Source organism: Arsukibacterium sp. (assembly GCF_018402695.1).
In the GTDB taxonomy this organism is placed as follows: domain Bacteria; phylum Pseudomonadota; class Gammaproteobacteria; order Enterobacterales; family Alteromonadaceae; genus Alishewanella.
Window position 1 is genome coordinate 41,356 of record NZ_JAGYIM010000007.1, and the last position, 22,870, is coordinate 64,225.

18 protein-coding genes are annotated in these 22,870 nt (G+C 49.8%); 10 read left to right on the forward strand and 8 right to left on the reverse strand.

What is annotated here, in order from left to right; translation table 11 throughout:
• Positions 1-14 precede the first annotated feature (14 nt).
• Complete coding sequence (locus KG631_RS00340) at positions 15-1,133, reverse strand: beta-ketoacyl-ACP synthase III (protein WP_213994683.1); 1,119 nt, start codon at positions 1,131-1,133, stop codon at positions 15-17.
• A gap of 337 nt (positions 1,134-1,470) precedes the next feature.
• Here KG631_RS00340 and KG631_RS00345 point away from each other — a divergent pair, with 337 nt between their 5' ends.
• Together KG631_RS00345 and KG631_RS00350 are read left to right on the forward strand one after the other, a co-directional pair.
• On the forward strand, positions 1,471-3,183 hold the full coding sequence (locus KG631_RS00345; protein WP_213994684.1) for an autotransporter assembly complex family protein: 1,713 nt from the start codon (positions 1,471-1,473) through the stop codon (positions 3,181-3,183).
• A complete protein-coding gene (locus KG631_RS00350; RefSeq protein WP_213994685.1) occupies positions 3,180-6,812 on the forward strand; it encodes a translocation/assembly module TamB domain-containing protein in 3,633 nt (1,210 codons plus the stop codon). The genes KG631_RS00345 and KG631_RS00350 overlap by 4 nt, the downstream gene beginning before the upstream one ends.
• Positions 6,813-6,822: 10 nt before the next feature.
• Here the strand turns inward: KG631_RS00350 and KG631_RS00355 are convergent, their stop codons facing one another.
• Complete coding sequence (locus tag KG631_RS00355) at positions 6,823-7,608, reverse strand: methyltransferase (RefSeq protein WP_213994686.1); 786 nt, start codon at positions 7,606-7,608, stop codon at positions 6,823-6,825.
• Complete coding sequence (locus KG631_RS00360) at positions 7,605-8,366, reverse strand: Nif3-like dinuclear metal center hexameric protein (RefSeq protein ID WP_213994687.1); 762 nt, start codon at positions 8,364-8,366, stop codon at positions 7,605-7,607. Before KG631_RS00360 ends, KG631_RS00355 begins: the two co-directional genes overlap by 4 nt.
• Positions 8,367-8,505: 139 nt before the next feature.
• On the opposite strand from KG631_RS00360, the gene KG631_RS00365 reads away from it, so the two are divergent.
• Positions 8,506-8,904, forward strand: a complete 399-nt coding sequence (locus tag KG631_RS00365; protein ID WP_213994688.1) for a hypothetical protein — start codon at positions 8,506-8,508, stop codon at positions 8,902-8,904.
• 28 nt (positions 8,905-8,932) lie between these two features.
• On the opposite strand, the gene KG631_RS00370 is transcribed toward KG631_RS00365, so the two are convergent.
• On the reverse strand, positions 8,933-10,183 hold the full coding sequence (locus tag KG631_RS00370) for a glycosyltransferase (protein ID WP_213994689.1): 1,251 nt from the start codon (positions 10,181-10,183) through the stop codon (positions 8,933-8,935).
• 167 nt (positions 10,184-10,350) lie between these two features.
• Here KG631_RS00370 and KG631_RS00375 point away from each other — a divergent pair, with 167 nt between their 5' ends.
• Together KG631_RS00375 and KG631_RS00380 are read left to right on the forward strand one after the other, a co-directional pair.
• Positions 10,351-10,998 (forward strand): hemolysin III family protein, encoded by a 648-nt coding sequence (locus tag KG631_RS00375; protein WP_213994690.1) that lies wholly within the window; start codon positions 10,351-10,353, stop codon positions 10,996-10,998.
• Between the two features lie 169 nt (positions 10,999-11,167).
• On the forward strand, positions 11,168-12,133 hold the full coding sequence (locus tag KG631_RS00380; RefSeq protein ID WP_213994691.1) for a transposase: 966 nt from the start codon (positions 11,168-11,170) through the stop codon (positions 12,131-12,133).
• 345 nt (positions 12,134-12,478) lie between these two features.
• Here the strand turns inward: KG631_RS00380 and KG631_RS00385 are convergent, their stop codons facing one another.
• A complete protein-coding gene (locus KG631_RS00385; RefSeq protein WP_213994692.1) occupies positions 12,479-14,029 on the reverse strand; it encodes a S8 family serine peptidase in 1,551 nt (516 codons plus the stop codon).
• 390 nt (positions 14,030-14,419) lie between these two features.
• Between KG631_RS00385 and trxB the strand changes: the two genes are divergently transcribed.
• The 4 genes from trxB to infA all read left to right on the forward strand — a co-directional run bounded on the left by trxB (position 14,420) and on the right by infA (position 17,156).
• Complete coding sequence (trxB, locus tag KG631_RS00390) at positions 14,420-15,376, forward strand: thioredoxin-disulfide reductase (protein WP_213994693.1); 957 nt, start codon at positions 14,420-14,422, stop codon at positions 15,374-15,376.
• A gap of 27 nt (positions 15,377-15,403) precedes the next feature.
• Positions 15,404-16,120 carry a leucyl/phenylalanyl-tRNA--protein transferase gene (gene aat / locus KG631_RS00395; RefSeq protein ID WP_213994694.1) on the forward strand — a complete coding sequence of 239 codons (717 nt, stop codon included), beginning with the start codon at positions 15,404-15,406 and terminating at the stop codon, positions 16,118-16,120.
• The gene (locus KG631_RS00400; protein ID WP_213994695.1) at positions 16,113-16,841 is read left to right on the forward strand and encodes an arginyltransferase; all 729 of its coding nucleotides are present in this window, start codon (positions 16,113-16,115) and stop codon (positions 16,839-16,841) included. Before aat ends, KG631_RS00400 begins: the two co-directional genes overlap by 8 nt.
• Before the next feature lie 96 nt (positions 16,842-16,937).
• A complete protein-coding gene (gene infA, locus KG631_RS00405; RefSeq protein WP_019676586.1) occupies positions 16,938-17,156 on the forward strand; it encodes a translation initiation factor IF-1 in 219 nt (72 codons plus the stop codon).
• A 66-nt stretch (positions 17,157-17,222) separates the two neighbouring features.
• Here the strand turns inward: infA and clpA are convergent, their stop codons facing one another.
• Together clpA and clpS are read right to left on the reverse strand one after the other, a co-directional pair.
• Positions 17,223-19,490 carry an ATP-dependent Clp protease ATP-binding subunit ClpA gene (clpA, locus tag KG631_RS00410; RefSeq protein ID WP_213994696.1) on the reverse strand — a complete coding sequence of 756 codons (2,268 nt, stop codon included), beginning with the start codon at positions 19,488-19,490 and terminating at the stop codon, positions 17,223-17,225.
• Positions 19,491-19,542: 52 nt separating this feature from the next.
• Positions 19,543-19,863 carry an ATP-dependent Clp protease adapter ClpS gene (clpS, locus tag KG631_RS00415; protein ID WP_213994697.1) on the reverse strand — a complete coding sequence of 107 codons (321 nt, stop codon included), beginning with the start codon at positions 19,861-19,863 and terminating at the stop codon, positions 19,543-19,545.
• 192 nt (positions 19,864-20,055) lie between these two features.
• On the opposite strand from clpS, the gene cspD reads away from it, so the two are divergent.
• Positions 20,056-20,268: a cold shock domain-containing protein CspD gene (gene cspD / locus KG631_RS00420; RefSeq protein WP_019676583.1), complete on the forward strand. Its 213-nt coding sequence runs from the start codon at positions 20,056-20,058 to the stop codon at positions 20,266-20,268.
• Between the two features lie 125 nt (positions 20,269-20,393).
• Here the strand turns inward: cspD and KG631_RS00425 are convergent, their stop codons facing one another.
• Positions 20,394-22,622 (reverse strand): NADP-dependent isocitrate dehydrogenase, encoded by a 2,229-nt coding sequence (locus KG631_RS00425; RefSeq protein ID WP_213994698.1) that lies wholly within the window; start codon positions 22,620-22,622, stop codon positions 20,394-20,396.
• Positions 22,623-22,870 lie beyond the last annotated feature (248 nt).

A 22,870-nucleotide genomic window follows, 5' to 3' on the forward strand; every position in this document is an offset into this window, starting at 1 on the left:
TCGACATCGCCGGTTTAGCAGCGCTCCAGCATCAGGCAGCCAACCGAGTATCCGGCGCCAAACGAGCACAGCACCGCTTTGTCGCCGCTGCTCAGCCCGGTTTTATGTTTGTGAAAAGCAATAATAGAACCGGCAGAGGCGGTATTGGCATAGCTGTCAAGCACCAGTGGCGCCTCTTCTGGTAACGGATCGCGCCCCAGGATTTTCTTTGCCGCAAAAATATTCATATTAATATTAGCCTGATGCAACCAGAGTCGTTTTAACTGATCCGGGCCAATATTCAAGGCTGCCATCTCCTCCTGAATAACGTCTGCGACAATGGGCAACAGCTCCTTGAAAACCTTGCGACCCTGTTGTTTAAAAAATGGTACTTTAGGATCGGTTTCGGCAAAACAGTGCTCGGTATAGCCAATATCGCAGCGAATGTTGTTAGAAAAACTGGTTTTCAGTCGCATGCCCAGAATATTAAAGGCGTTGTCGGCAGTACAACTGCTTTGGGCTTCAATAATGGTTGCGGTACAGACATCACCAAAAATAAAATGACTGTCGCGGTTTTTATAATCGACCTGCGGTGAAGCAAACTCCGGGTTAACCACCAGCACCACCTTAGCGGTGCCACCGCGGATAGCATTGGCGGCATTACTGATAGCAAAAGTTGCGGAAGAACAGGCCACATTCATATCAAAAGCATAACCGTCGACCCCGAGAATTTGTTGTAACTCAATTGACAGCGCCGGATAGGGCCGCTGCATATTTGAGGCGGCACAAATAATTAAATCAATATCAGCTGCCGTTTTATTAGCTTGCGCCATTGCTTCACGGGCAGCAGCAACGGCCATTTCAACCATTTCCGGCGGCGTGTTTTCATCACGCTTTACAAAAACCGGATGCATAATCGCCGGGTCAAGAATGCCCTCTTTGTACAATACATGCCGCGCTTTAATACCGGAGGCCTTTTCGATAAATTCGCTGCTGGAATACTCCAGAGCCTGACACTGGCCGCTGCTGATTTCGCTCGCATATTGCTGGTTGAATAAATCGACATACTGGTTGTAGCTGGCAACCAGCTCTGCATTGCTGATGATAGCGCTGGGGGTAAACAACCCTGAGCCACTTATTACAATATTTTGCATTAAATTACACCTTGTCCGGTTGCAACGATCTTATTATCGGGTTGTCATACCACGGTGGTCGTTTGCTATAGTTTTACCTGAGTTACGTCTTTACGTTAAGCTGTTACGTTGTGACCGCCTGTAGTATCTGGCGTCTAGTATAACGAAAAATCCAGATCAGGTTTAGCGGATTACCCAAACCCTGGCCAATGGCAGGCTTGTTAAGCCAGGATCCGGTAAAGACGGTATACACTGTCGTTACTTGTACGCCATAATAGTATTTCTCACAGATTTTAGCCTTACCCTGTCAGTTACATATCGACAGTTGCTATTGTTAACAGGATACCAGAATAACCGCATGTCGCTATTCAGAACCATAATAAGTATTTTATTTCTGACAAGTTTCAGTATTCAGGCACAAACTGAGCTGCAGATCCGTGGTCTGAGCGGTGATCTGGAACAAAATGTTAAAAACCACATTGCTACGTATGATCAAGCGGATATTTCCGGTTCTTTACGTTTTCAGTTGAAAATACAACAAGATATTGAAACAGCGTTACAGGCACTGGGCTATTACCAGAGTGAAATTGAATTTACCCTGACAGAAACATCTGACAAAACGATACTACAGGTGGATGTCATCGCTGGCGAGCCGACCCGAATTAGCACTGCGGATATTCAGCTTAGCGGCGATGCGACTGAAGACCGGCAGTTCGGCTGGTTGTTAAGGCGCCAGGCACCTGAAGTTGGTGATGTGCTGCATCACGGCAACTATGAAAATTTAAAAAGCGAATTACGCAGCGTAGCGCTTCGTAAGGGTTATTTTGATGCTGAGTTCAGTCGCAGTACTTTAGAGGTTATTCCCGAGTTGAACCAGGCCAACATTCATCTGCATTTTGACAGTGGCAACCGCTACAAATTTGGCAAGGTCCAGTTCAGTGGCCAGCAAATTCGCGATGAATGGATGCAATCTCTTATTCCTTTTAAACCAGGTGATCCTTATCTGGCTAGTGAGCTGGGTGAATTTAATCAGACCCTGGCCAATACCAACTGGTTTTCCTCAATCTCAATTGAAGGTGATACTGAGCAAATTGACGATTATACCCTGCCGATTATTGTCAAACTAGAACCCAGGCTGCGCAATAGTGTGGAAACCGGTATTGGCTATTCTGATGTGGTTGGTCCGCGTTTGAAAGTAAACTGGTTAAAACCCTGGTTAAATGATCGTGGCCATAGCCTGCAAAACAAATTTGAAATATCCGACGTTGAACAAACGATTGAATCAGCGTACCGGATGCCACTGAGCAGCGCCCCCAGCGACTACTACCAATTACAAATGGGCTTACGCAACCGGGATAATCTCGATACCCGCAGTAAAGAAATTAACATCGCCCTTGAACGCCATTGGTTGCTGGACAATGAATGGTATCGTACCGCGTCAGTACGCTACTTATATGAAGATTTTATTCAGGCTGATCAGGACGCCAATTCCAGCCTGATTATGCCGGGGATCAGCTTTAGCCGCTCCAGACAAAGTTGGGGGAATATGCCTCGCTCCGCTGATCGCTTATTATTTGGAGTAGAGTTTTCTGAACCCGCCTGGGGCTCTGACACGCCGTTTATCAGACTACGTGGTCGCGCCGGTTGGATTGGTAGTTATCAGCGCAACCATCGGTTTGTTACCCGATTGGATGCCGGTGCTGTGATGATTGACGATATTACTGAGATCCCACCTTCGTTACGTTTTTTCGCTGGCGGCGACAATAATATTCGTGGTTATGGTTATGAGACCATTGCGCCGGTAAATAGTGATGATGAACTGATTGGTGGCCGCTATATGGCAGCCGCCTCACTGGAATATCAGTACCGGGTTAAAGGTAACTGGTGGGTAGCCGGCTTTTTTGATTACGGCAGCGCCTGGAATGACAGCCCCAAATTTAAGCGCGGGGTTGGCCTGGGTATTCGCTGGGGATCGCCGGTAGGGCCGGTGCGGCTTGATTTTGGTTATGGCCTGGACAGCGGCGAGCGCAACGCTTTTCAAATTCACTTTGCGCTGGGGCCTGAATTATGAGCCCGGTTATGCGTAAAACACTGAAATGGCTGAACTGGACGTTGCTGCTGCCATTGTTAGTTGTGGTGTTGCTGCTGGTCATTTTGCTGTACACGCCAACCGGTCTGAAGCTGGGACTATGGCTGGGCGAAAAGTATGTGCCACAGCTTGCTGTCAGCGAACACAAAGGCAGCCTGCTGGGTGGCATGCAACTGGACAATATCCGCTGGCAGGATGACGCTGTCACACTAGAGCTGGCACAGTTAAAACTGGACATCAACAACGCCTGCTTGTTCCAGCTTAAACTTTGCCTGACCGACGTTGAACTAAACAACGCTCAGTTAACGCTTGGCGACACGATTGTGCGTTTTAACCGGTTCAGCACGGCTATTGAAGCATGGGGCCGACAGGTACAACTTAACGACAGTCAGTTGCAACAGCTGAATATTAAACTTGCCCAAAGCAGCGAGCCTGCAACAGAACCTTTTAACTATCAGCCGCCAGAGCTAAACGATATCAGCTTGCCCGTCTCAGTGTTTATAAATGGCTTTAGCCTGACCGATGCCAGCCTGCTGCAACAGGACACCGAGACAGTACTGCCAGATGTCACCTTCAGCCTGCAGGCGCGCGATCATAATATTCGGTTGCTCGACTTACAGGCTAGCCATGAACAAGCGAGTCTCAGTGCCACCGCCGAAATTACCCTGCAAGGCAATTATCCACTCAGTGGCCGCGTGAGCAGCGTATTCCACCAGGCGCCGTTGGCTGAGCAACAAGTGAACCTCAGCCTGAGTGGCAGCCTGGCTGATTTGGCAGTTAACGCCCGCGCGGTCGGGACTATCAATGCCAATGCCGACGCGGAGCTGGCCCTACTGACGGCGCAGCTGCCACTGAGCGTTGCAATACAATATGATGCTTTTAGCTGGCCGCCTGAACAGACTGAAGCCTGGCAACTTAGTGGCGGTGAAATCACTGCCAGTGGTGATTTACAGCAGCTGCAGTTTAGCCTTGATGCCGGCGTGTCCCACCGCACCGTGCCAGCAACTGAGCTGACTGCCGAGGGCCATTACCAGTTAGCAGAATCATTGCTGACGCTCAGCCGCTTTAACCTTACTACGCTGCAGGGCACTATCGCTGGCAACGCCAGAGTGGCGTTGGCGCCAACGCTAAGCTGGCAGGCAGAACTTAACCTGGACGCAATTAAACCCGCCACATTCTGGCCCTCGCTTGACGGAGAGCTGAGCGGCGAGTTAAGTGGCAAACTGATAAACAGGGGTTCCTTCAGTAGCGATGGCAGCTGGCAAACTGAATTAAGCCAGTTGGCGATTGACGGCAGCCTAAGGGATGAAATCATTAACGTTAGTGGCGACGTTACGGCCAGCTTTCGTCAGGCCGCCAATCGCTATCAGTTCAGCAGTGAACAACTGATTCTGCAACATGGTGACAACCAGATCAGCTTAACCGGCTCACTGGCTGAACAGTGGCAGCTGGATGCAAAAATCGCTATTGCGGACTTAAGCAGCAGCCTGCCCTCAGCCAATGGCGAACTAACTGCCGACATCACCATTCGTGGGCCACAACGCCAGCCGGAATTATCGGCCAGTATTAACGGTAAAACGTTACGCTATGGCGCTGACAGGCTGGAGCAGCTTACCGGTGAGCTGCAATTACAAGTGAAAGAACAACTGCAGGCAAGCTTTGATCTAAGGGCCAGCGATGGCCGGGTACGAGGCTACCAGATAGATGAGCTGACTGTCACTGGCTCGGGCAATGAAAGTCAGCATCAGCTTGAGCTGGCATTGCAATCCGCACTATCCGATATCAATCTTGAGCTTAGCGGCCAACTGACTGATCGCAATATCTGGCAGGGCGAGTTGAGCAGTGCTGAATTAGGTAGTCCATTGGGCGCCTGGCAGCTGCAACAAGCGGTAGCATTAAACTATAACCACGCCAAACAACAACTGCAGATCAGCCAGCATTGCTGGCTGCAAGACCCGGGGTCGCTATGTTTAACCGACGACGCCACGCTGAGCGCGCAAAGTATGGCGGCAAATATTGAATTGCGACAGTTAAACCTGGCCAGTCTGAATGAGTTTATGCCACTTGCGGTAAGTTTACGTGGTGAGCTCAGTGCCGACGCCAGCGCAAACTGGCAACCGGGTCAGCCGCCGCAAGTTGAGCTGAGGGTACAAAGTAATAGTGGTGCGTTAACCGAGCAAACGAACCCGCCTGTTGAATTAAGCTGGCAACAGCTGACGTTGAGCAGTCAGTTAAAAGATGACCAGCTAAGCGCTACCCTGCAGGCCAGTCTGAATGAACAGGCGCAGTTAAGCGCTGAGCTGGGAATTAATGATGTCAGCAGCAGCGACCGGCCATTAACCGGCCGCGTTCAGCTTAGTGACTTCACCCTGGAATTTTTACGACCTTTACTAGATGAATACAGTGAGTTGGCAGGCGTGCTAACGGCTGATATTACGGCCGAGGGCACGGTGGAAAGCCCGCTGCTGGCCGGCGAATTGGCACTGCAACAACTGCGGGTAAAAGGCAAACTGGCGCCAACCGATGTTAACGATGGCACATTGCAGATAAATTTTAACGGCGAACAGGCTGATCTGCAGGGTGATATTGTCACGCCACAGGGCAAGGTAAAGCTGACAGGTAACGCTGATTGGCAGCAACTGGACGACTGGCGGGCGCAACTGGCAATGAAAGGCGATCCGCTGAGCGTTCAGATTGCACAGGGCAAGTTGCAGGTTAAACCTGATCTGGAAATAAGCGCCAGCCCCAAACTGACCCGGCTGACAGGCAAAATTGATATCCCCAGTGCGCAGCTAAGTATCGACGAGCTGCCTCCAAATGCCATTGGCTTATCAAATGATACCATTATTCTGACTGCTGAACGCGAACCGGTAACAGAGCAACAGGCCACAGCTATCCCGCTTGAGGCCGATATCAGGGTAGAACTGGGGGACAAGGTTCAGCTGGATGCATTTGGCCTGGAAACCTTGCTGCGTGGCAGCCTGCAGGTACGGCAAAAGCAAAATAAACAAACCATTAATGGCGAAGTCCGGTTAGTTGATGGCACTTTCCGCTCTTACGGCCAGGATTTACTGATCCGCCAGGGCAAAATGACCTTCAGTGGACCACCGGATCAACCTTATCTGAATGTGGAAGCCATTCGTAACCCGGCCAATATGGAAGATAACGTGATAGCAGGGATCCGGGTGACCGGCCCGGCAGACCGGCCACAAATTAACATTTTTTCTGAACCGGCAATGCCGCAGGCGAATGCCCTGTCCTATTTGTTGGTCGGCCGCGATCTGGACAGCGAATCTGGCAGCGCCGCCAATGCGGTTACCACCAGCCTGATTGGTATGAGCATCGCGTCCAGCGGCAGCCTCGTAGGCGAAATTGGCGAGGCGTTCGGGGTAAGCGATCTTACGCTCGACACTGCCGGCTCCGGCGACAGCTCGCAGGTAACAGTTAGTGGTTATTTAAACCGGGATTTACAGATTAAATACGGTATTGGCATTTTTGAGCCGATTGGTGAATTTACGCTGCGTTATCGCTTAATGCAGAGTTTATATCTGGAAGCCGTGTCGGGGCTGGATAACGCGGTAGACTTACTGTATCGCTTTGAGTTTGACTAAGCGCTGTTGATCAGCGCCTGGTCAGCATAAGATGAGTATAGCGTCCCAGCGAGGCGTACGGCTCCTGCCGGTTATACTGAAGCTCCAGTTCCAGCAGCTGAGCAAAGTGACTTTGCTGCATACTGCGATTTTGCAGATAGTCGTGAAAGCAGCGCACCCCGGTTTTACTGAGCAAACTGAAACCGGCTTGCTGGTACCACTGCTCAACCATTACTGGCTCCAGTGGATTTTGCGGGCTTAAACTGACTTTCTTTTTTACCTTAAAATCGGCCGCCACATAGTCAAAGTTACCATACAAAATATTACTCAGCCGCTTGGCGTCTTTGTTGTAGTACATCAGTGATAATACGCCGCCCGGCGCTACCAACTGGTAAAGTTGATTAAGCGCAGCATCTGGCTGAGCCAGCCATTCCAGCATGGCATGGCACAGTACCAGCGGATACTGCTGCTGAGTTTGCCGGCTTAATTCGGCCAGGCTCAGTTTACTGAAACGTAATTGTGCTGCCGGCCCCGAAACCGCCAGCCCTTGTGCTGCGGCCGCCTCAGCAGCAATGGCCAGCATTTCAGCGGAAATATCAGTTAAATGGACATGGTGCCCCATCTTTGCCAGCGCCAGACTGAGCTGGCCCTGCCCTGCACCGACATCCAGCACCTGACATTGGCTTTGCAACACGGGCAAGGTGGTTAAATCACGTAATAAAACATGCTGGCGAATAGCGCCTTTACTGCTCTGGTAAATATTGCGCTGAAACTTGGCGGCAATACCGTCAAAACTGCGATCGGTTTCTTTGTTCATGCCGGGTTATCGATATCAATAAACTGCACTTCTAACGGATAATTAGCGCTCAGGTATTCACCCAGCGCTTTAACCCCATAACGCTCGGTGGCGTGATGGCCAGCGGCAATAAAATGAATATCCAGCTCACGAGAAACATGAATGGTTTGTTCAGACACCTCACCGCTGATAAACAGGTCAGCACCGGCTGCGGCCGCTTGCTCAATGTAGCCCTGACCGCCGCCGGTACACCAGGCAAGCTTGCGCACCGGCTTATTACTGCCGGCATCATGCGTCAGCACATCCCGGTTCAGCTGCTGCTGCAACAATGCGGCTACCTCACTTAACCTTCTGGGCGTTATAAAATCACCCTGCATCAGCACCCCAACCGGCTCAATAGTTGCTAGCGGTGTGATTGATTCAGCTTTCAGCAGTTTGCCCAGCTGGGCATTGTTACCAAGCTTAGGGTGAATATCTAACGGCAGATGATAGGCAAACAGGTTTATGTCATTGGCCAATAACGCCTGTAAACGCTTTTTCTTCATGCCGGTGATCTCTGGCGCTTCGTTTTTCCAGAAGTAACCATGATGCACTAGAATGGCATCCGCGCCCCAGCTAATTGCCGCATCCACTAGTGCCTGGCTTGCCGTTACCCCGGTAACTATCCGTCTGATTTCCAGTTTGCCTTCTACCTGCAAACCATTGGGACAATAGTCGCGAACCCGCTCGGTTTGCAGCAATTCTGATAACAGGCTGGCCAGTTGTTGCCGTTGCAGCATAGAAGTCTCCGGTAAATATCGTCGGTTATTGGCACTATTGTACTTAAAAACTGTTAAAAAGCAGGCAGATTTGTCTATTACCTGTGTTTTGATGTATAAATAGCGGGCAACGATTAATTTTCACGCACAGGTACCGAGCATGACAAAATTGGATAAAGATCAGGTAGTCGCTGATTTTACCGCAGCTTACAAAGCGAAATTTGGTAAAGAACCCGAGCTGGAGCAAAAGCCGGGCTGGTTCAGTGTTGATGGTGGTAAGAACATCCGTCTGGCTGAGCTGGCAGAATTAGGCCAAAGCTACAGTAAAGGTGGCAAAGCCAAGGCTGCTGCAGCGAAAGCAGAAAAACCCGCCAAGGCTGAAAAAGCCGACAAGCCTGCCAAAGCTGAGAAAAAACCAGCTAAAGCGGCGGCTAAACCCGCAGTAAAAAGCAAAGCCAAGGCGGCCAAACCGGCAAAAACCACCCCAGGTGCAGCGGCTGCGTTCTGGGCTGAAAAAATTAACGATAGCAAGCAACGGCCACCACGTGGTTCGCGTTAATACTACTTCCTTTAGTATTAACAGTTAGTTATTCGTTACCCGATACTGGCGCAAGTTGCGCCAGTTTACTTTTCGCCTCTATCCACTGCCCCATAAACTTAGTACTACGATAAGCATGATGCCTGAGCATTAACCCGGTAAAATTAGCCTGACGCTGTTTATCCAGATCTGCCCGTACCTGCTCCATCTGCCGCCAGACCCGCAGCGCCTGCTGTGGTGCAAATCGTCTGTTAAGTATCTTATAGCCCTGCTGCTGCGCCTGTTGCCAACCCTGCGCATCCTGGTATAACGCTACCGCCGCCTTGGCAATAGCAGCACTATCGTTAGCAACGGCGCCACTCCAGCCGCTGTCAATACTCATACCCTCAGCACCAATCGCCGTGGTAACACTGGGCGTACCGTGGCACATTGCTTCCAGTAGCTTACCCTTTAAGCCAGCGCCAAATGCCAGTGGTGCTAAACATACCCTGGCCTGACGCATCACCTGGCCGCTGTCCTCAACCCAGCCTCTGACTAAAAAGCCCTGTTTCGGGTTGTGCAATGCCGTGGCTTTTGGGGGCGGATAGGCACCGTAAATATGCAGTTCAGCAGCTGGCAGCTGTTTATGGATCTGTGGCCATATTTGTTGTTTTAACCACAACACCGCCTGCCAGTTTGGTGCATGACGAAAATTGCCAATGGCAATAAAATGCTGGCGTTCGCTAAAGCCGGGGCTGTCAGTCGCCGGCAGCTTATCTAACCAGAAAGGGCAATAACACAATAGCGTCGCAGGCACGCCATAGTGCCGCTGTAGTATCTGCATTTCTGCCTCAGAAATTACCAGTGTTATGTCACAGCGATAAATGGCGGCAATTTCCCGCAGTGCCAGCTCAGAATTAAGCGCCTCAGCGTCAACCGGTCGGTGTAAAGTATGACAGCTTTGCCTGGCCTGACGCAGCGCATGACAATCTTCCATATCCAGAATACGCATCGCAGCCGGGCACGCCTGTTCTACCCGCCAGCCAAATTGCTCCTCCAGCATAAACCGGTCAAACAGCACCGCTTGCGGGTTTTGGCTCGCTATCCAGCTATCAAAACTATCGCAGTTTAAGTTAATCTGTTGCTCAGCTACACCAAGCTCAGCCAGCATAAAACGATGCGAGCTCAGCTCAGCCGGGCTGGCAAACTGCACCTGCCAGCCGTAGCTCAGATAAAGTTTAATTAAGCTGAGCATGCGGCTGCCGGCGGCAGAAGAGTTGGGTTCGGGCCAGACATAACCCAGAATTATAAGTAGTGGCATAAGACTAGCGGTGCTGGACTGTTTTGCTGAAAAACGCAGTTTACCGCCGCTGCCGGTAAATACCAATGCTTTTACCGTTTAGGCTAAGGTTGTTGTTTACCTGAGGCTGGTTGTTGTTAAGATATGCTCCATATTCAACATTGTTAGTTATTGAAACTGAAAAAGCTATGTCCAGTGTAAGCCGGTATACCCTGCTCGAAGAACAGCTGCATGCACTCAGTCACGCCATTGGCGCAATACTGGGCGTGGTGGGTCTGGTGCTGATGCTGCGCCTTAGCCTGAGCTACGGTGATAACTGGCAGCTGGCCAGCGCCCTGATATATGGCAGCAGTATTATTTTGCTGTACAGCAGTTCAGCGCTGTATCACAGCATTCACAACCCGCTTATTAAATACCGGCTGCGCCAGCTGGATCATGCCGCTATTTTTATTTTAATCGCCGGTACCTATACGCCTTTTACCCTGATAAGCCTGCGCGGTGACTGGGGCTTGACGTTATTTACTATAATCTGGTTAATCGCTATTGTCGGCGTGGTGTTAGAACTTGCCACCGGCCTTAAATATAAAAAGTTGTCATTGGCGCTGTATCTGGGGCTGGGCTGGATAGTCGTCGTGGCGATTAAACCAATGCTGGCCAACGTGCCTGCGCCGGCAATGTGGTTGTTGCTGGCCGGTGGCCTCGCCTACTCCGGTGGTGTCCTGTTTTACATCTGGCGCAGCCTGTATCTGCACCATATGATCTGGCACCTGTTCGTCCTCACCGGCAGCATACTGCACTTTTTGGCGGTATATCTTTATGTTATGCCGCATGCGTAGCATGTACTATTAAAAAAGAGCTGCTGGCGCAGCCCTGATAACCAAAAGGAGAAAGGTAATGGACAGGCAAAACGGGAAAAGTAATGGACAGGCACAACCATCAAAATCTTGACAGCCTGCCAATCTGCAACTAGTTTTACTGTATATTTAAACAGTAACCAGGTGTGGTATGCCCAGACCCCGCAAAGCCCTTATCGCCATCGAGGACACACCCTACTACCATGTCGTATCCCGCTGTGTGCGCCGCTCTTTTTTATGTGGCATTGACACCGATACCGGCAAAAGCTTTGAGCACCGCCGGACCTGGATTGAGCAGCGCATTCGACTGCTGGCTTCATTGTTTGCTATCGACATCTGTGCCTATGCGGTTATGTCCAACCACTTACACATAGTGGTTAAGCTTCATCCGCAAGAGGCAAAAGACTGGAGCACACAAGACGTGTTGTTGCGCTGGACCAGTCTTCACAAAGGGACGCTGTTGGTGCAGCGTTATCTTGCCGGTGGTGCGCTCAGTGCAGCTGAGCTCGATACTGTTCACAGCTGTATTGACGTATACCGCCAGCGCCTTACCAGCCTCAGCTGGTTTATGAAATGCCTTAACGAGCCCATTGCCCGCCAAGCCAATCAGGAAGACGGCTGCAGTGGCCACTTCTGGGAAGCCAGATTCAAATCTCAGGCACTGCTGACTGAAGAGGCGCTGCTATCCTGCATGGCTTATGTCGACTTAAACCCTATACGCGCCAATATCGCCGAAACACCGGAAGGCTCAGACTACACTAGCATCAAAGAGCGGCTGACGCCCACATTCGATTTAGCACACACTATTACCGAACAAACTCGTCAAGGCAATCTGCATCACTTCGGCCACCCGCTCAAGCCACTGCTTCACTTTGAGGGCGCGCTGGTTGACCAGCAACAACACGGTATTCAGTTCAGCCTACACGACTATCTGCAACTGGTGGACTATACTGGTCGTACTATCCGTCCTGAAAAACGCGGCGCCATTAAAAGACAACTGCCGCCCATCCTGCGGCGACTTAATCTCAGCCAGCAGGACTTGCTAATACGCGCTACTCAATTCGAAGCGCGTTACACCACTCTTTTTAGCCGACGCGCCCATCGCGACACAGCCTGACTTATTGCTATCAATCCCTTTCTGGCACACTCAGCGGACAGCAATCTGAAATCCGGGAACTGCTATGCCTGACAATATCGTAAAAGACACATCAGGTGCGGTCATTTAACGCTATAACACCCTGAGCCGCTATTTTACCCCACTAGTGCTGCACCTATGTCGCTGGATAGATAGACTGCTCGCATCTTCCATGTTGTGCCTGTCCAATTTTCATTTTTTAGGCATTCTCCATGTTGTGCATGTCCAATTTTCGGCACCACCTCCATAGGAGGTGGTTTAAGATTGACAATAAAAAGGGCTGCTGGCGCAACCCTGTTAACAACTTTACTGGTTGTTAGTTACAGCTTAGTACTGATAACTGTACGTAACACCACTAAAGGCACTGTAAGCGCGGATGCCGACATGCCAGGTACCGGCTTGCGGATTGTTAATGGTACAGACTTCGTTATTACCATTTAAGTATGGCCGGCAAGTGTAAGCGCTGGTGCTTGGCTGGCTGCCATAACGCACGTATAAGTCAGCATCACCAGTACCCCCGGAGATCTGGAAGGTAATTTGCGAGACGCCTGATGGTATATCATAACTGCCACGCAGCCACTGACCGGTTGAAGCCGACAGATTCGGGAAGGTTGCACCGCCGCCATCGCCACCGTCACCGCCATCGCCACCATCACCACCGCCGTCACAGCCATTATTGGTGATCCAGTCAGTTGCCGCTTTCGCCTGGACGATACCAAAACCGTAAGAGTTGTCGCGACCAGCTGCACCGCGGTCTTGCGCTGTCACATTTAAGGCGTTACGAATTTGGGGGGCAGTACAGGACGGGTGGTTACTCCATACCAGCGCGGCAACACCAGCAACATGCGGTGACGCCATTGACGTACCGCTAATACTGTTATAGCCGCCATTGTTCCAGGTTGAACTGACATTCACGCCCGGGCCGGCAATTTCTACCTGCGAGTTACGCTGCGAGAAACTGGCCAGGTTACGGCTAGAGTCTACTGCCGCTACTGACACTACCGCATTATAGGAGGCAGGATACGACAAACTGGTGTTGCCAGCATTGCCCGCGGCAGCAACCAGCAACATGCCGTTGTTGTAGAAGTTATTCATCGCAGTATTTTCAGTCTGGTTTGACGAACCACCACCCAGACTCATATTTACTACTTTCGCTCCTGCATCCTGACAGGACTGGATCGCCTGCACCAGGTTGGATGCATAAGTCCAGTTACCTGAATCATTAAATATTTTAACGATATGTACCCCAGCCTGGCCTGAACCAATTGTTCCTACTACGCCAGAGTTATTGTCCAGCGCCACCATAGTGCCTGCTACATGAGTACCGTGGCCATTGCCATCGGAATACCAGTTGCCATGGCCTGAGAACGCGTAACCGGTAACACCTGAGCTCTGTAAATCCTCATGACCAGAAGTATAGCCAGTGTCGATAACACAAACTTTAATATTACCGGCACTGCCATCACTAACCTGGTTTGCCTGCACCATATTAATACCGTAGGGTGTTGATTGTGCCATTGGGCTGATAACATCCATCAGATAGCGCTTGGTGTCTTCTTCCACATACTCGACATTTGGATTAGCCTGCAATGCTTTTAACTGCTTGGCTGATAACTTCGCCACACTGGCATTGGCCGATTTTAAGTGCATAACAGCATCAACCCGGTGGCCACGTAATACAGTTTCAGCCTGCTGAGTTGAAAATTCGCTCTGGCCATTATTGCTGCTCATTACCGCGGCTGTTGGCTTGAACTTAATAATATAACGGCTACTCTCATCGCCGGCGTCGACCAGACTGTTGGCAATTGCCGGAGCGGTTAAAGATAATGCGAAGCAACTACCAACGCTAAGTGCTAAGAGGGTTTTAGTTGTTTTCATTGTGGTACCTTTTAATTTTTTAATAATTTGGTTGTTCAATTATTAATTAACAGACATCCCTGTTCATTGGCTGCGTCCTGCGGCCTCTAACTAACCAGCTGCTCAGAAAAACAACAATTACAAAAATCTTACAAAGTCATTATAAAAAAAAACACCCACCCTATTTCAGAAAAAAAATTCAACGATTAGAAACAAATACCCTTTTTCAGGAAAATTAACAGCCTCTCATATAACTAAAACGTCTGACTTATATGTTTAAGAAATATCATTTTGCACGCGAAGTTTACAGCCAGCACCGAACTAATTAGCAAGCAGATCTTTCTATGGTCATTGCATTCTTTTAGAATCATCCCCATTGCGTTTTCACTAAGTCGTTTTTTGGAGTAAAAGATGTCAAACAGCAAGCATTGTCGGTTACTAATTCTGGGTTCAGGCCCGGCCGGATATACCGCCGCAGTTTATGCTGCCAGAGCTAATTTAAAACCGGTGCTGCTAACAGGCATGCAACAGGGTGGCCAGCTGACCACCACCACCGAAGTTGAAAACTGGCCGGGAGACGCTCATGGCTTAACCGGGCCGGTGCTGATGGAGCGGATGCAGGCTCACGCCGAGGCCTTTAATACCGAAATTATCTTCGACCATATTCATACGGTTGATTTACAGCAGCGTCCCTTTACCCTGACCGGTGACAATGGCAGCTATACCTGTGATGCGCTGATTATCTGTACCGGTGCTTCTGCTAAATATCTGGGTTTACCTTCAGAAGAAGCATACAGCGGCCGTGGCGTATCTGCCTGTGCCACCTGCGATGGTTTTTTCTATCGGAATCAGAAAGTAGCCGTTGTCGGGGGTGGCAATACCGCAGTAGAAGAAGCATTGTATCTGTCGAACATTGCCAGTGAAGTCCATCTGGTCCATCGCCGTGATACCTTTAAAGCGGAGAAAATACTGGTCGACCGTTTAATGGAAAAAGTCGCCTCAGGCAAAATCGTGCTGCACACCCACTGCGTGCTGGAAGAAGTGCTGGGCGACGAAATGGGCGTAACTGGCGTCCGTTTAGGTTCAACCAAAGGCGAAGCCGCAACTGAACTGGCACTGCAGGGGGTATTTATCGCCATTGGTCACTCGCCCAATACTGATATCTTTAAAGGCCAGCTGGAAATGAACGGCGGCTATTTGAAAGTGGTCAGTGGTACTGAAGGCAACGCGACCCAAACCAGTATTCCCGGCGTATTTGCCGCCGGCGATGTATCTGATCATATTTATCGTCAGGCGATAACCTCTGCGGGTACTGGTTGTATGGCTGCTCTGGACGCTGAACGTTATCTGGACGGCCTGGTTAAATAATTATCGTCGCTGCTTACGCCAGTTAATATGGCCATTTATTTGCCTGAACTTGACCCTGCACAACTGTCGTTTCCGCCGGTTGAGCAGGCGCTTGAGCAGCCAGATGGCTTACTGGCGATGGGCGGCGATTTATCGGTTGACCGTCTGGCCCTGGCCTATCGAAGTGGCATCTTCCCCTGGTTCAGCGAGGGAGACCCTTTGTTATGGTGGAGCCCGGCCGTCCGGGCGGTATTTCCGCCGGCCAGCCTGCGATTTAACCGTACCCTTCGTAAACAATGGCAGCGCGGCGGGCTGCGCCTGACCCTCAATCATGCCTTTACTGACGTCGTTCAGGGCTGCGCCGCGCCACGAAAAAACCAACCTCAGACCTGGATATTACCTGCTATGCAGCAAGCCTATCAACGGCTGCATCAGCAAGGCCACGCCCATAGCATTGAAGTGTGGCAGGAAAATAAGCTGGTCGGCGGCTTGTATGGTGTTGTGGTCGGCGGCTTATTCTGTGGCGAGTCGATGTTTAACAGGGTGACCGATGCTGCTAAATTTGCGTTACTGGCGTTGCAACAACATCTTCGGCACTATGCCCCTGGCTGGATAGATTGTCAGATGCCCAACCCTTTTCTACTGCAATTAGGCGCCGAAGCTATTAGCCGGCCCCACTATTTACAGTTGTTGCAGCAACAGGCAACGATTAACAGCCCAACAGGCCACTGGCAGCCAAAGCTGCTGAGCTTACAGCGTGACTGAGTCTTCCTCGTTAATAAAGCGTCCGTTACGGTTTGGCTTAACCCAACCCAGCCCTTGTAGTTATTTACCTGCAGAGCAAGAGCAGTTAGTGGTCCTGTTACCGGATGAACCAGTAACTGCCGAGTTATACCGCCAGCTGCTGACAGTTAATTTTCGGCGCAGTGGCGAGCAAAGCTATACCCCGCACTGCCCCACCTGCAGAGCCTGTCAGTCAGTGAGAATTGTACCGCAGCAGTGGCAAGCGTCGCGTAGCCAGCGCCGGCTGCTCAACAAAGCCGGGCGTGCTGGTCTGCAATACCGTTTGGTAAACCAGGCTGATATCAACCAGTACTTTCCGTTGTTTGCAGCCTATATTGCTTTTAAACACGACGATGGCATTATGTTCCCAGCGAATGAACAGCAGCTGAGCAGTATGCTCGAATGCAGCTGGTTACCGGTGCGATTTTTGGAGGTATATCAGGATCAGCAACTGGTCAGCGTCAGTATTATTGATGAACTGGCGGACAGTTACTCGGCGGTGTACACCTTTTTTGCTGAACAATACCAGCAGCTATCCCCCGGTAAACTGGCAATACTCTTTTTGCTGCAGCAAGCGAGGCTGGATAATAAAGCGTTTGTCTATTTAGGATATTGGGTCGAAGCCTGTCAGAAGATGGCATATAAGGCCGAATTTACCCCGCAGCAACGCTTTATTCAGGGACAATGGCACTCTTTTGCCTAAAAAAGCGCTTGCTGCTTTACTTATTGCTGTGATTTCGGCACAATCTGCGCAGTTTTTTGAAGGTTGACCCCAAATTTATAGAGGCGAGTGCGCTGAATGGCGAAAGAAGACGTAATTGAAATGCAAGGTACCATCCTGGATACATTGCCAAATACCATGTTCAAAGTTGAACTGGAGAATGGTCATGTGGTTATCGCTCACATTTCCGGTAAGATGCGCAAGAACTATATCCGCATCCTGACAGGCGATAAAGTTACCGTTGAATTGACGCCTTATGATTTAAGCAAAGGCCGTATCGTATTCCGCCAGCGTTAAGTCAGCTTTGGTAACAAAAAACCCGGTTAATGCCGGGTTTTTTGTTTGTTTGCTAAGTACACTGATTTAATCCATTAATGCCAAATCCTGCTCGGTCTGATAGTCGAAAATCAGCGCATCGTTTTTCAGGCTGACTTTAACATCGCCACCGTGCAGTAAACGGCCAAATAAAATTTCATTGGCCAGTGGTTTTTTCAGCTGTTCCTGAATAACCCGAGCCATCGGTCGCGCTCCCATTGCCTGATCGTACCCCTTGTCAGCCAGCCATTGCCTGGCATCGGTAGTTAATTCCATTGATACCTGTTTCTTATCTAACTGCACCTGCAAATCACAAACAAACTTATCGACAATTTGCAGAATAATATCCTCAGCCAGATGTTTGAACCAGATAATACCATCCAGCCGGTTACGGAATTCAGGGCTGAAAGTGCGGTTTATCTCACTTAACGCATCGTGGCTGTGATCCTGCTGTTTAAAGCCAATCGACTTACGCACGGTTTCCTGCACACCAGCATTGGTTGTCATCACCAGCACCACGTTCCTGAAATCCACTTTGCGGCCGTTATTATCAGTTAAGGTGCCGTGGTCCATAACCTGCAGTAAAATGTTGTAAACGTCACTGTGGGCTTTTTCTATCTCATCCAGCAGCACCACAGAATACGGATGTTTGGATACGGCATCCGTCAGCAGGCCCCCCTGCTCAAAGCCAACATAGCCCGGTGGTGCACCAATCAGCCGGCTGACGGCGTGGCGTTCCATATATTCCGACATATCAAAACGCAGCAACTCGACACCCATTACTTTGGCCAGCTGTTTGGTTACTTCGGTTTTACCTACGCCGGTCGGACCGGCAAACAGGAAGCTACCAATCGGCTTTTCTTCATTGCCAAGACCAGACCGCGACAAACGGATAGCGGCTGTCAGCACTTCAATCGGCTCATCCTGTCCGAATACCACCAGTTTCAGATTGCGATCCAGATTCGCCAGCACGTCTTTATCGGAAGCCGACACTGATTTTTCCGGAATACGGGCCATTTTGGCAATGACGTGCTCTATTTCGGCCACGTTAATTACTTTTTTCCGTTTTGACGCCGGTAACAAGCGCTGGCTGGCCCCAGCTTCATCAATCACGTCTATTGCCTTGTCAGGCAAATGGCGCTCATTAATATACTTGGCAGACAATTCAGCCGCCGCCCGGATGGCTTTTTGGGTATAACGCACATTGTGGTGCTGCTCGTACCGCTCTTTTAAACCCAGTAATATCCGGGTGGTATCTTCCACACTAGGTTCCGTGACATCAATTTTCTGAAAGCGACGCACCAACGCAGTGTCTTTTTCAAAAATACTTTTAAATTCCTGGTAGGTAGTCGAACCCATACAACGTAAGCGGCCGCTGGACAACAGGGGTTTAATCAGGTTTGAGGCGTCCATTACCCCGCCAGAGGCGGCACCAGCCCCTATCACCGTATGAATTTCATCGATAAATAAAATGGAGTCTTTCTCTTTTTCCAGCTCTTTTAATAACGACTTCAGGCGTTTTTCAAAATCGCCACGGTACTTGGTACCCGCCAGTAAGGCCCCCATATCAAGCGCATAGATGGTAGCATTAGCGATCACTTCCGGTACCTGCTGCTGCACAATACGATAAGCCAGCCCTTCGGCAATGGCGGTTTTACCCACCCCAGCTTCCCCTACCAGCAATGGGTTATTTTTCTTACGCCGGCACAATACCTGTACAGCCCGCTCCACTTCACGGTCGCGGCCAATCAGTGGATCAATATGGCCATTTTTAGCCTGCACATTTAAATTACTGGTAAAATTCTCCAGATATTTGCTTTCTTCTGTAATAGTATCGGTCAGCTCTTCCTGCGGGCTGTCCTCATGCTGTTCGAGCTTCTCGGTTTTAGTCACCCCATGCGAGATAAAATTAACAACATCCAGCCGGGTAATATCGATTTTTTTCAGCAGATAAACGGCTTGGGATTCCTGCTCACTAAAAATGGCGACCAGTACATTGGCACCGGTGACCTCAGACTTTCCTGATGACTGCACATGAAATACCGCCCGCTGCAGGACCCGCTGAAAGCCGAGCGTTGGTTGGGTGTCACGCTCAGCATCGCCATCAGGTAACACCGGTGTGGTGGAATCAATAAAGCTGGCCAACTCCAGCCGCAGTTTATCAATATTGGCACCGCATGATTTTAATGCGTCACCCGCTGCCGGGTTATCCAGCAGCGCCAGAAGCAGATGTTCCACCGTCATGTATTCATGCCGGCGTTCACGCGCAAACCGGAACGCTAAATTCAACGTTAGTTCCAGATCTTTATTTAACATAGCTTACTCCCAATACCCCTGAGAACCACTTCCAGACCATGCCAAGACATACCTAAGCGCGCTCCATTGTGCACAGCAGCGGATGCTGATGCTCTTTTGCATATTGCTGTACCTGCTGTACTTTTGTTTCAGCAATTTCAGCTGTAAAAATGCCACATACTGCACTGCCCTCGTAATGTACTTTCAACATTACTTCACTGGCTTTTTCGTACTGCATATTAAAAAAACGGGTGAGCACATCGATCACAAAGTCCATAGGAGTGTAGTCGTCGTTGTGCAAAATAACCTTATACATTGGTGGCGGAGTAACCTTTTGTCGGGTTAGCTCTGCCAGGTCATCATGTTTTGTATCTAAATTTTGCTTACCGCTCATAAACTATAGCCATGCCTGCGCCAACCAGCAAAGGCGCTTTTATTAAAAATTAGTAAAAAATTCGCACTATTTTTGCAAATAGCTTGACTGTTTGCTTAAATTATCTACATTAGATGTTGGGGCTGCACTAGTCCCCTTCAAGTACAGTCTAGAATACAGAATATAGCTAACTTAGAGAAGGAAGTAAGTAGTATGGCTACCGGTAAAGTAAAATGGTTCAATAATGCCAAGGGATTTGGGTTTATTCGTGAAGATGGTCGTGATGAAGATATCTTCGCGCATTATTCTACCATTAGCATGGATGGCTACCGCACGCTAAAAGCAGGCCAGGATGTGGTGTTCGATTTGTCTGAAGGCCCGAAAGGGCTGCATGCTGTAAATATTAAGCTCCCCGGCGAAGAATAACTTTTCCATCGTTGTACCAAATTGGTACCGACCTGGCATCGGCATCTACTAATAAAAAAGCAGGCATAATGCCTGCTTTTTCTATTTTCTGCGCTGCCTGCGTTTACCAGACCACGCTCACCCGCTTACAGCGCCTGTAAAGTGCGATTTAACGTAACACTCGGGCGCATTGCGTCACTGACCAGCTTATCGTCAGGCCGGTAATAACCGCCAATCTCAACCGGTTTGCCCTGCACGCCATTAAGTTCAGTTAAAATCTGCTGCTCATTAGCTTGCATTGCCTCTGCCAGCGTTTTAAAACGGCCTGCCAGTGCACTGTCGGTGGTTTGACTTGCCAGCTCCTGCGCCCAATACAGCGCCAGGTAGAAATGGCTGCCACGGTTATCCAATTCGCCTGCTTTACGCCGTGGCGATTTGTCATTGTCGAGGAATGTTGCAGTGGCTTTATCCAGACTGTCAGCCAGCACCTTGGCTGCACTGTTGCCAGTAACCTGAGACAAATGCTCCAGTGACGCTGCCAATGCCAGAAACTCACCCAGGGAATCCCAGCGCAGGTGGTTTTCTTCAACAAATTGCTCAACATGCTTAGGTGCTGAACCACCAGCACCGGTCTCAAATAAGCCACCGCCATTCATCAGTGGTACCACAGACAACATTTTAGCACTGGTACCCAACTCTAAAATCGGGAACAAATCGGTAAGGTAATCACGCAGCACGTTACCGGTTACCGAGATCGTGTCCAGTCCCTGTTTGATCCGGGCCAGCGTATGCCGGGTTGCTTCAACCGGCGCCATGATCTGAATATCCAGACCGCTGGTATCGTGATCTTTTAAATAACGCTCAACTTTTTTGATCAGCTCTGCATCATGCGCCCGTTTACTGTCCAGCCAAAACACTGCAGGGGTGCCACTTAAACGTGAGCGGTTCACCGCCAGTTTAACCCAGTCGCGGATTGGTGCGTCTTTAACCTGACACATCCGCCAGATATCGCCCTCTTCAACCTGATGACTAAACACCACATCGCCCCGGCTGTTCAGTACTTTAACAGTGCCGGCTGTTGCTATTTCAAAGGTTTTATCGTGCGAGCCGTATTCTTCAGCTTTTTGCGCCATCAGGCCAACGTTTGGTACTGAGCCCATAGTACGCGGGTCGAAGGCCCCATTTTCCTTGCAGAAATTAATGGTTTCCTGATACACACCAGCATAGCAACGGTCGGGGATAACCGCTTTGGTATCTTTTAACTTGCCATCCGGGCCCCACATCTGACCAGAGCTGCGGATCATCGCTGGCATAGAAGCATCGATGATGACGTCACTTGGCACATGTAAGTTGGTGATACCTTTGTCTGAATTGACCATCGCCATAGCGGGTTTATTCGGATAAAGCGCAGCGATCGCGTCTTTAATTTCCTGCTGTTTCGCGTCAGGCAAGCTGGTAATTTTGGCATAGACATCGCCCAGGCCATTGCTGACATCAACACCCGCAGCAGCAAAATCGGCAGCATATTTACTGAAAACTTCCTGATAAAACACCTGAACTGCATGACCAAACATGATGGGGTCAGAGACTTTCATCATGGTGGCTTTTAAATGCAAAGAAAACAGGACGTCTTTCGCTTTGGCATCGGCAATTTCAGCAGCATAAAACTCGCGCAGCGCTTTGGCACTCATGGTAGCGGCATCAATAACCTCATCAGCCAGCACCGCAACCTTGTCTTTCAATACCGTCACCGCGCCGTCAACCTGATGCAGTTCAATGCGCAGGGTATCGGCTGTTTGCAACGTGGTGGATTGCTCAGAGCCATAAAAATCACCGCCACTCATATGGGCAACGTGTGACGCTGAATTAGCCTGCCAGGCCCCCATGCTGTGTGGATTTTTCTTAGCATATTGCTTAACCGATGCAGGTGCGCGCCGATCAGAGTTACCTTCACGCAGTACCGGGTTCACCGCACTGCCTTTAATTTTATCGTAACGGCCCTTTACATCGCGCTCCTGCTCAGTTTTTGGCTCAGCGGGATATTCAGGTAATGCATAGCCCTGACTTTGCAACTCTTTAATTGCCGCTTTTAACTGTGGTACAGATGCACTGATGTTTGGCAATTTGATAATATTGGCTTCTGGCGTTTTGGCCATCTCACCTAATTCTGCCAGAGCATCGTTAATTCGCTGCTCTGGTTTTAAAAAGTCGGGGAAACTGGCAATAATGCGACCTGATAACGAAATATCCCGGGTTTCAACTGCAATACCGGCAGCTGAAGAGAACGCCTGGATAAAAGGCAGCAATGAATGCGTTGCCAGCGCAGGCGCTTCATCGGTGATGGTGTATATAATTGTTGCACTTTCTTTCGACATGTTAGTTCCTGTATTGTAATCGCGGAATGTCCACGGAAACCCGCGGTCCCGGTGGGAAGTGCCGCGCTAACACTGTAACACTGAGATTATTGTTTAAAACGCAGCAAAAACAACGGTCATTAGTATATCAGCATAAAACTGATTAAAACAGGCGGCGCATTACCTGCAGCTCGCAGGTGTTATGCGACGCTAACGGACTTATAGGAAATAGCTTTGAAACAGCCAACGCCTTTTCACCACAGGCAACA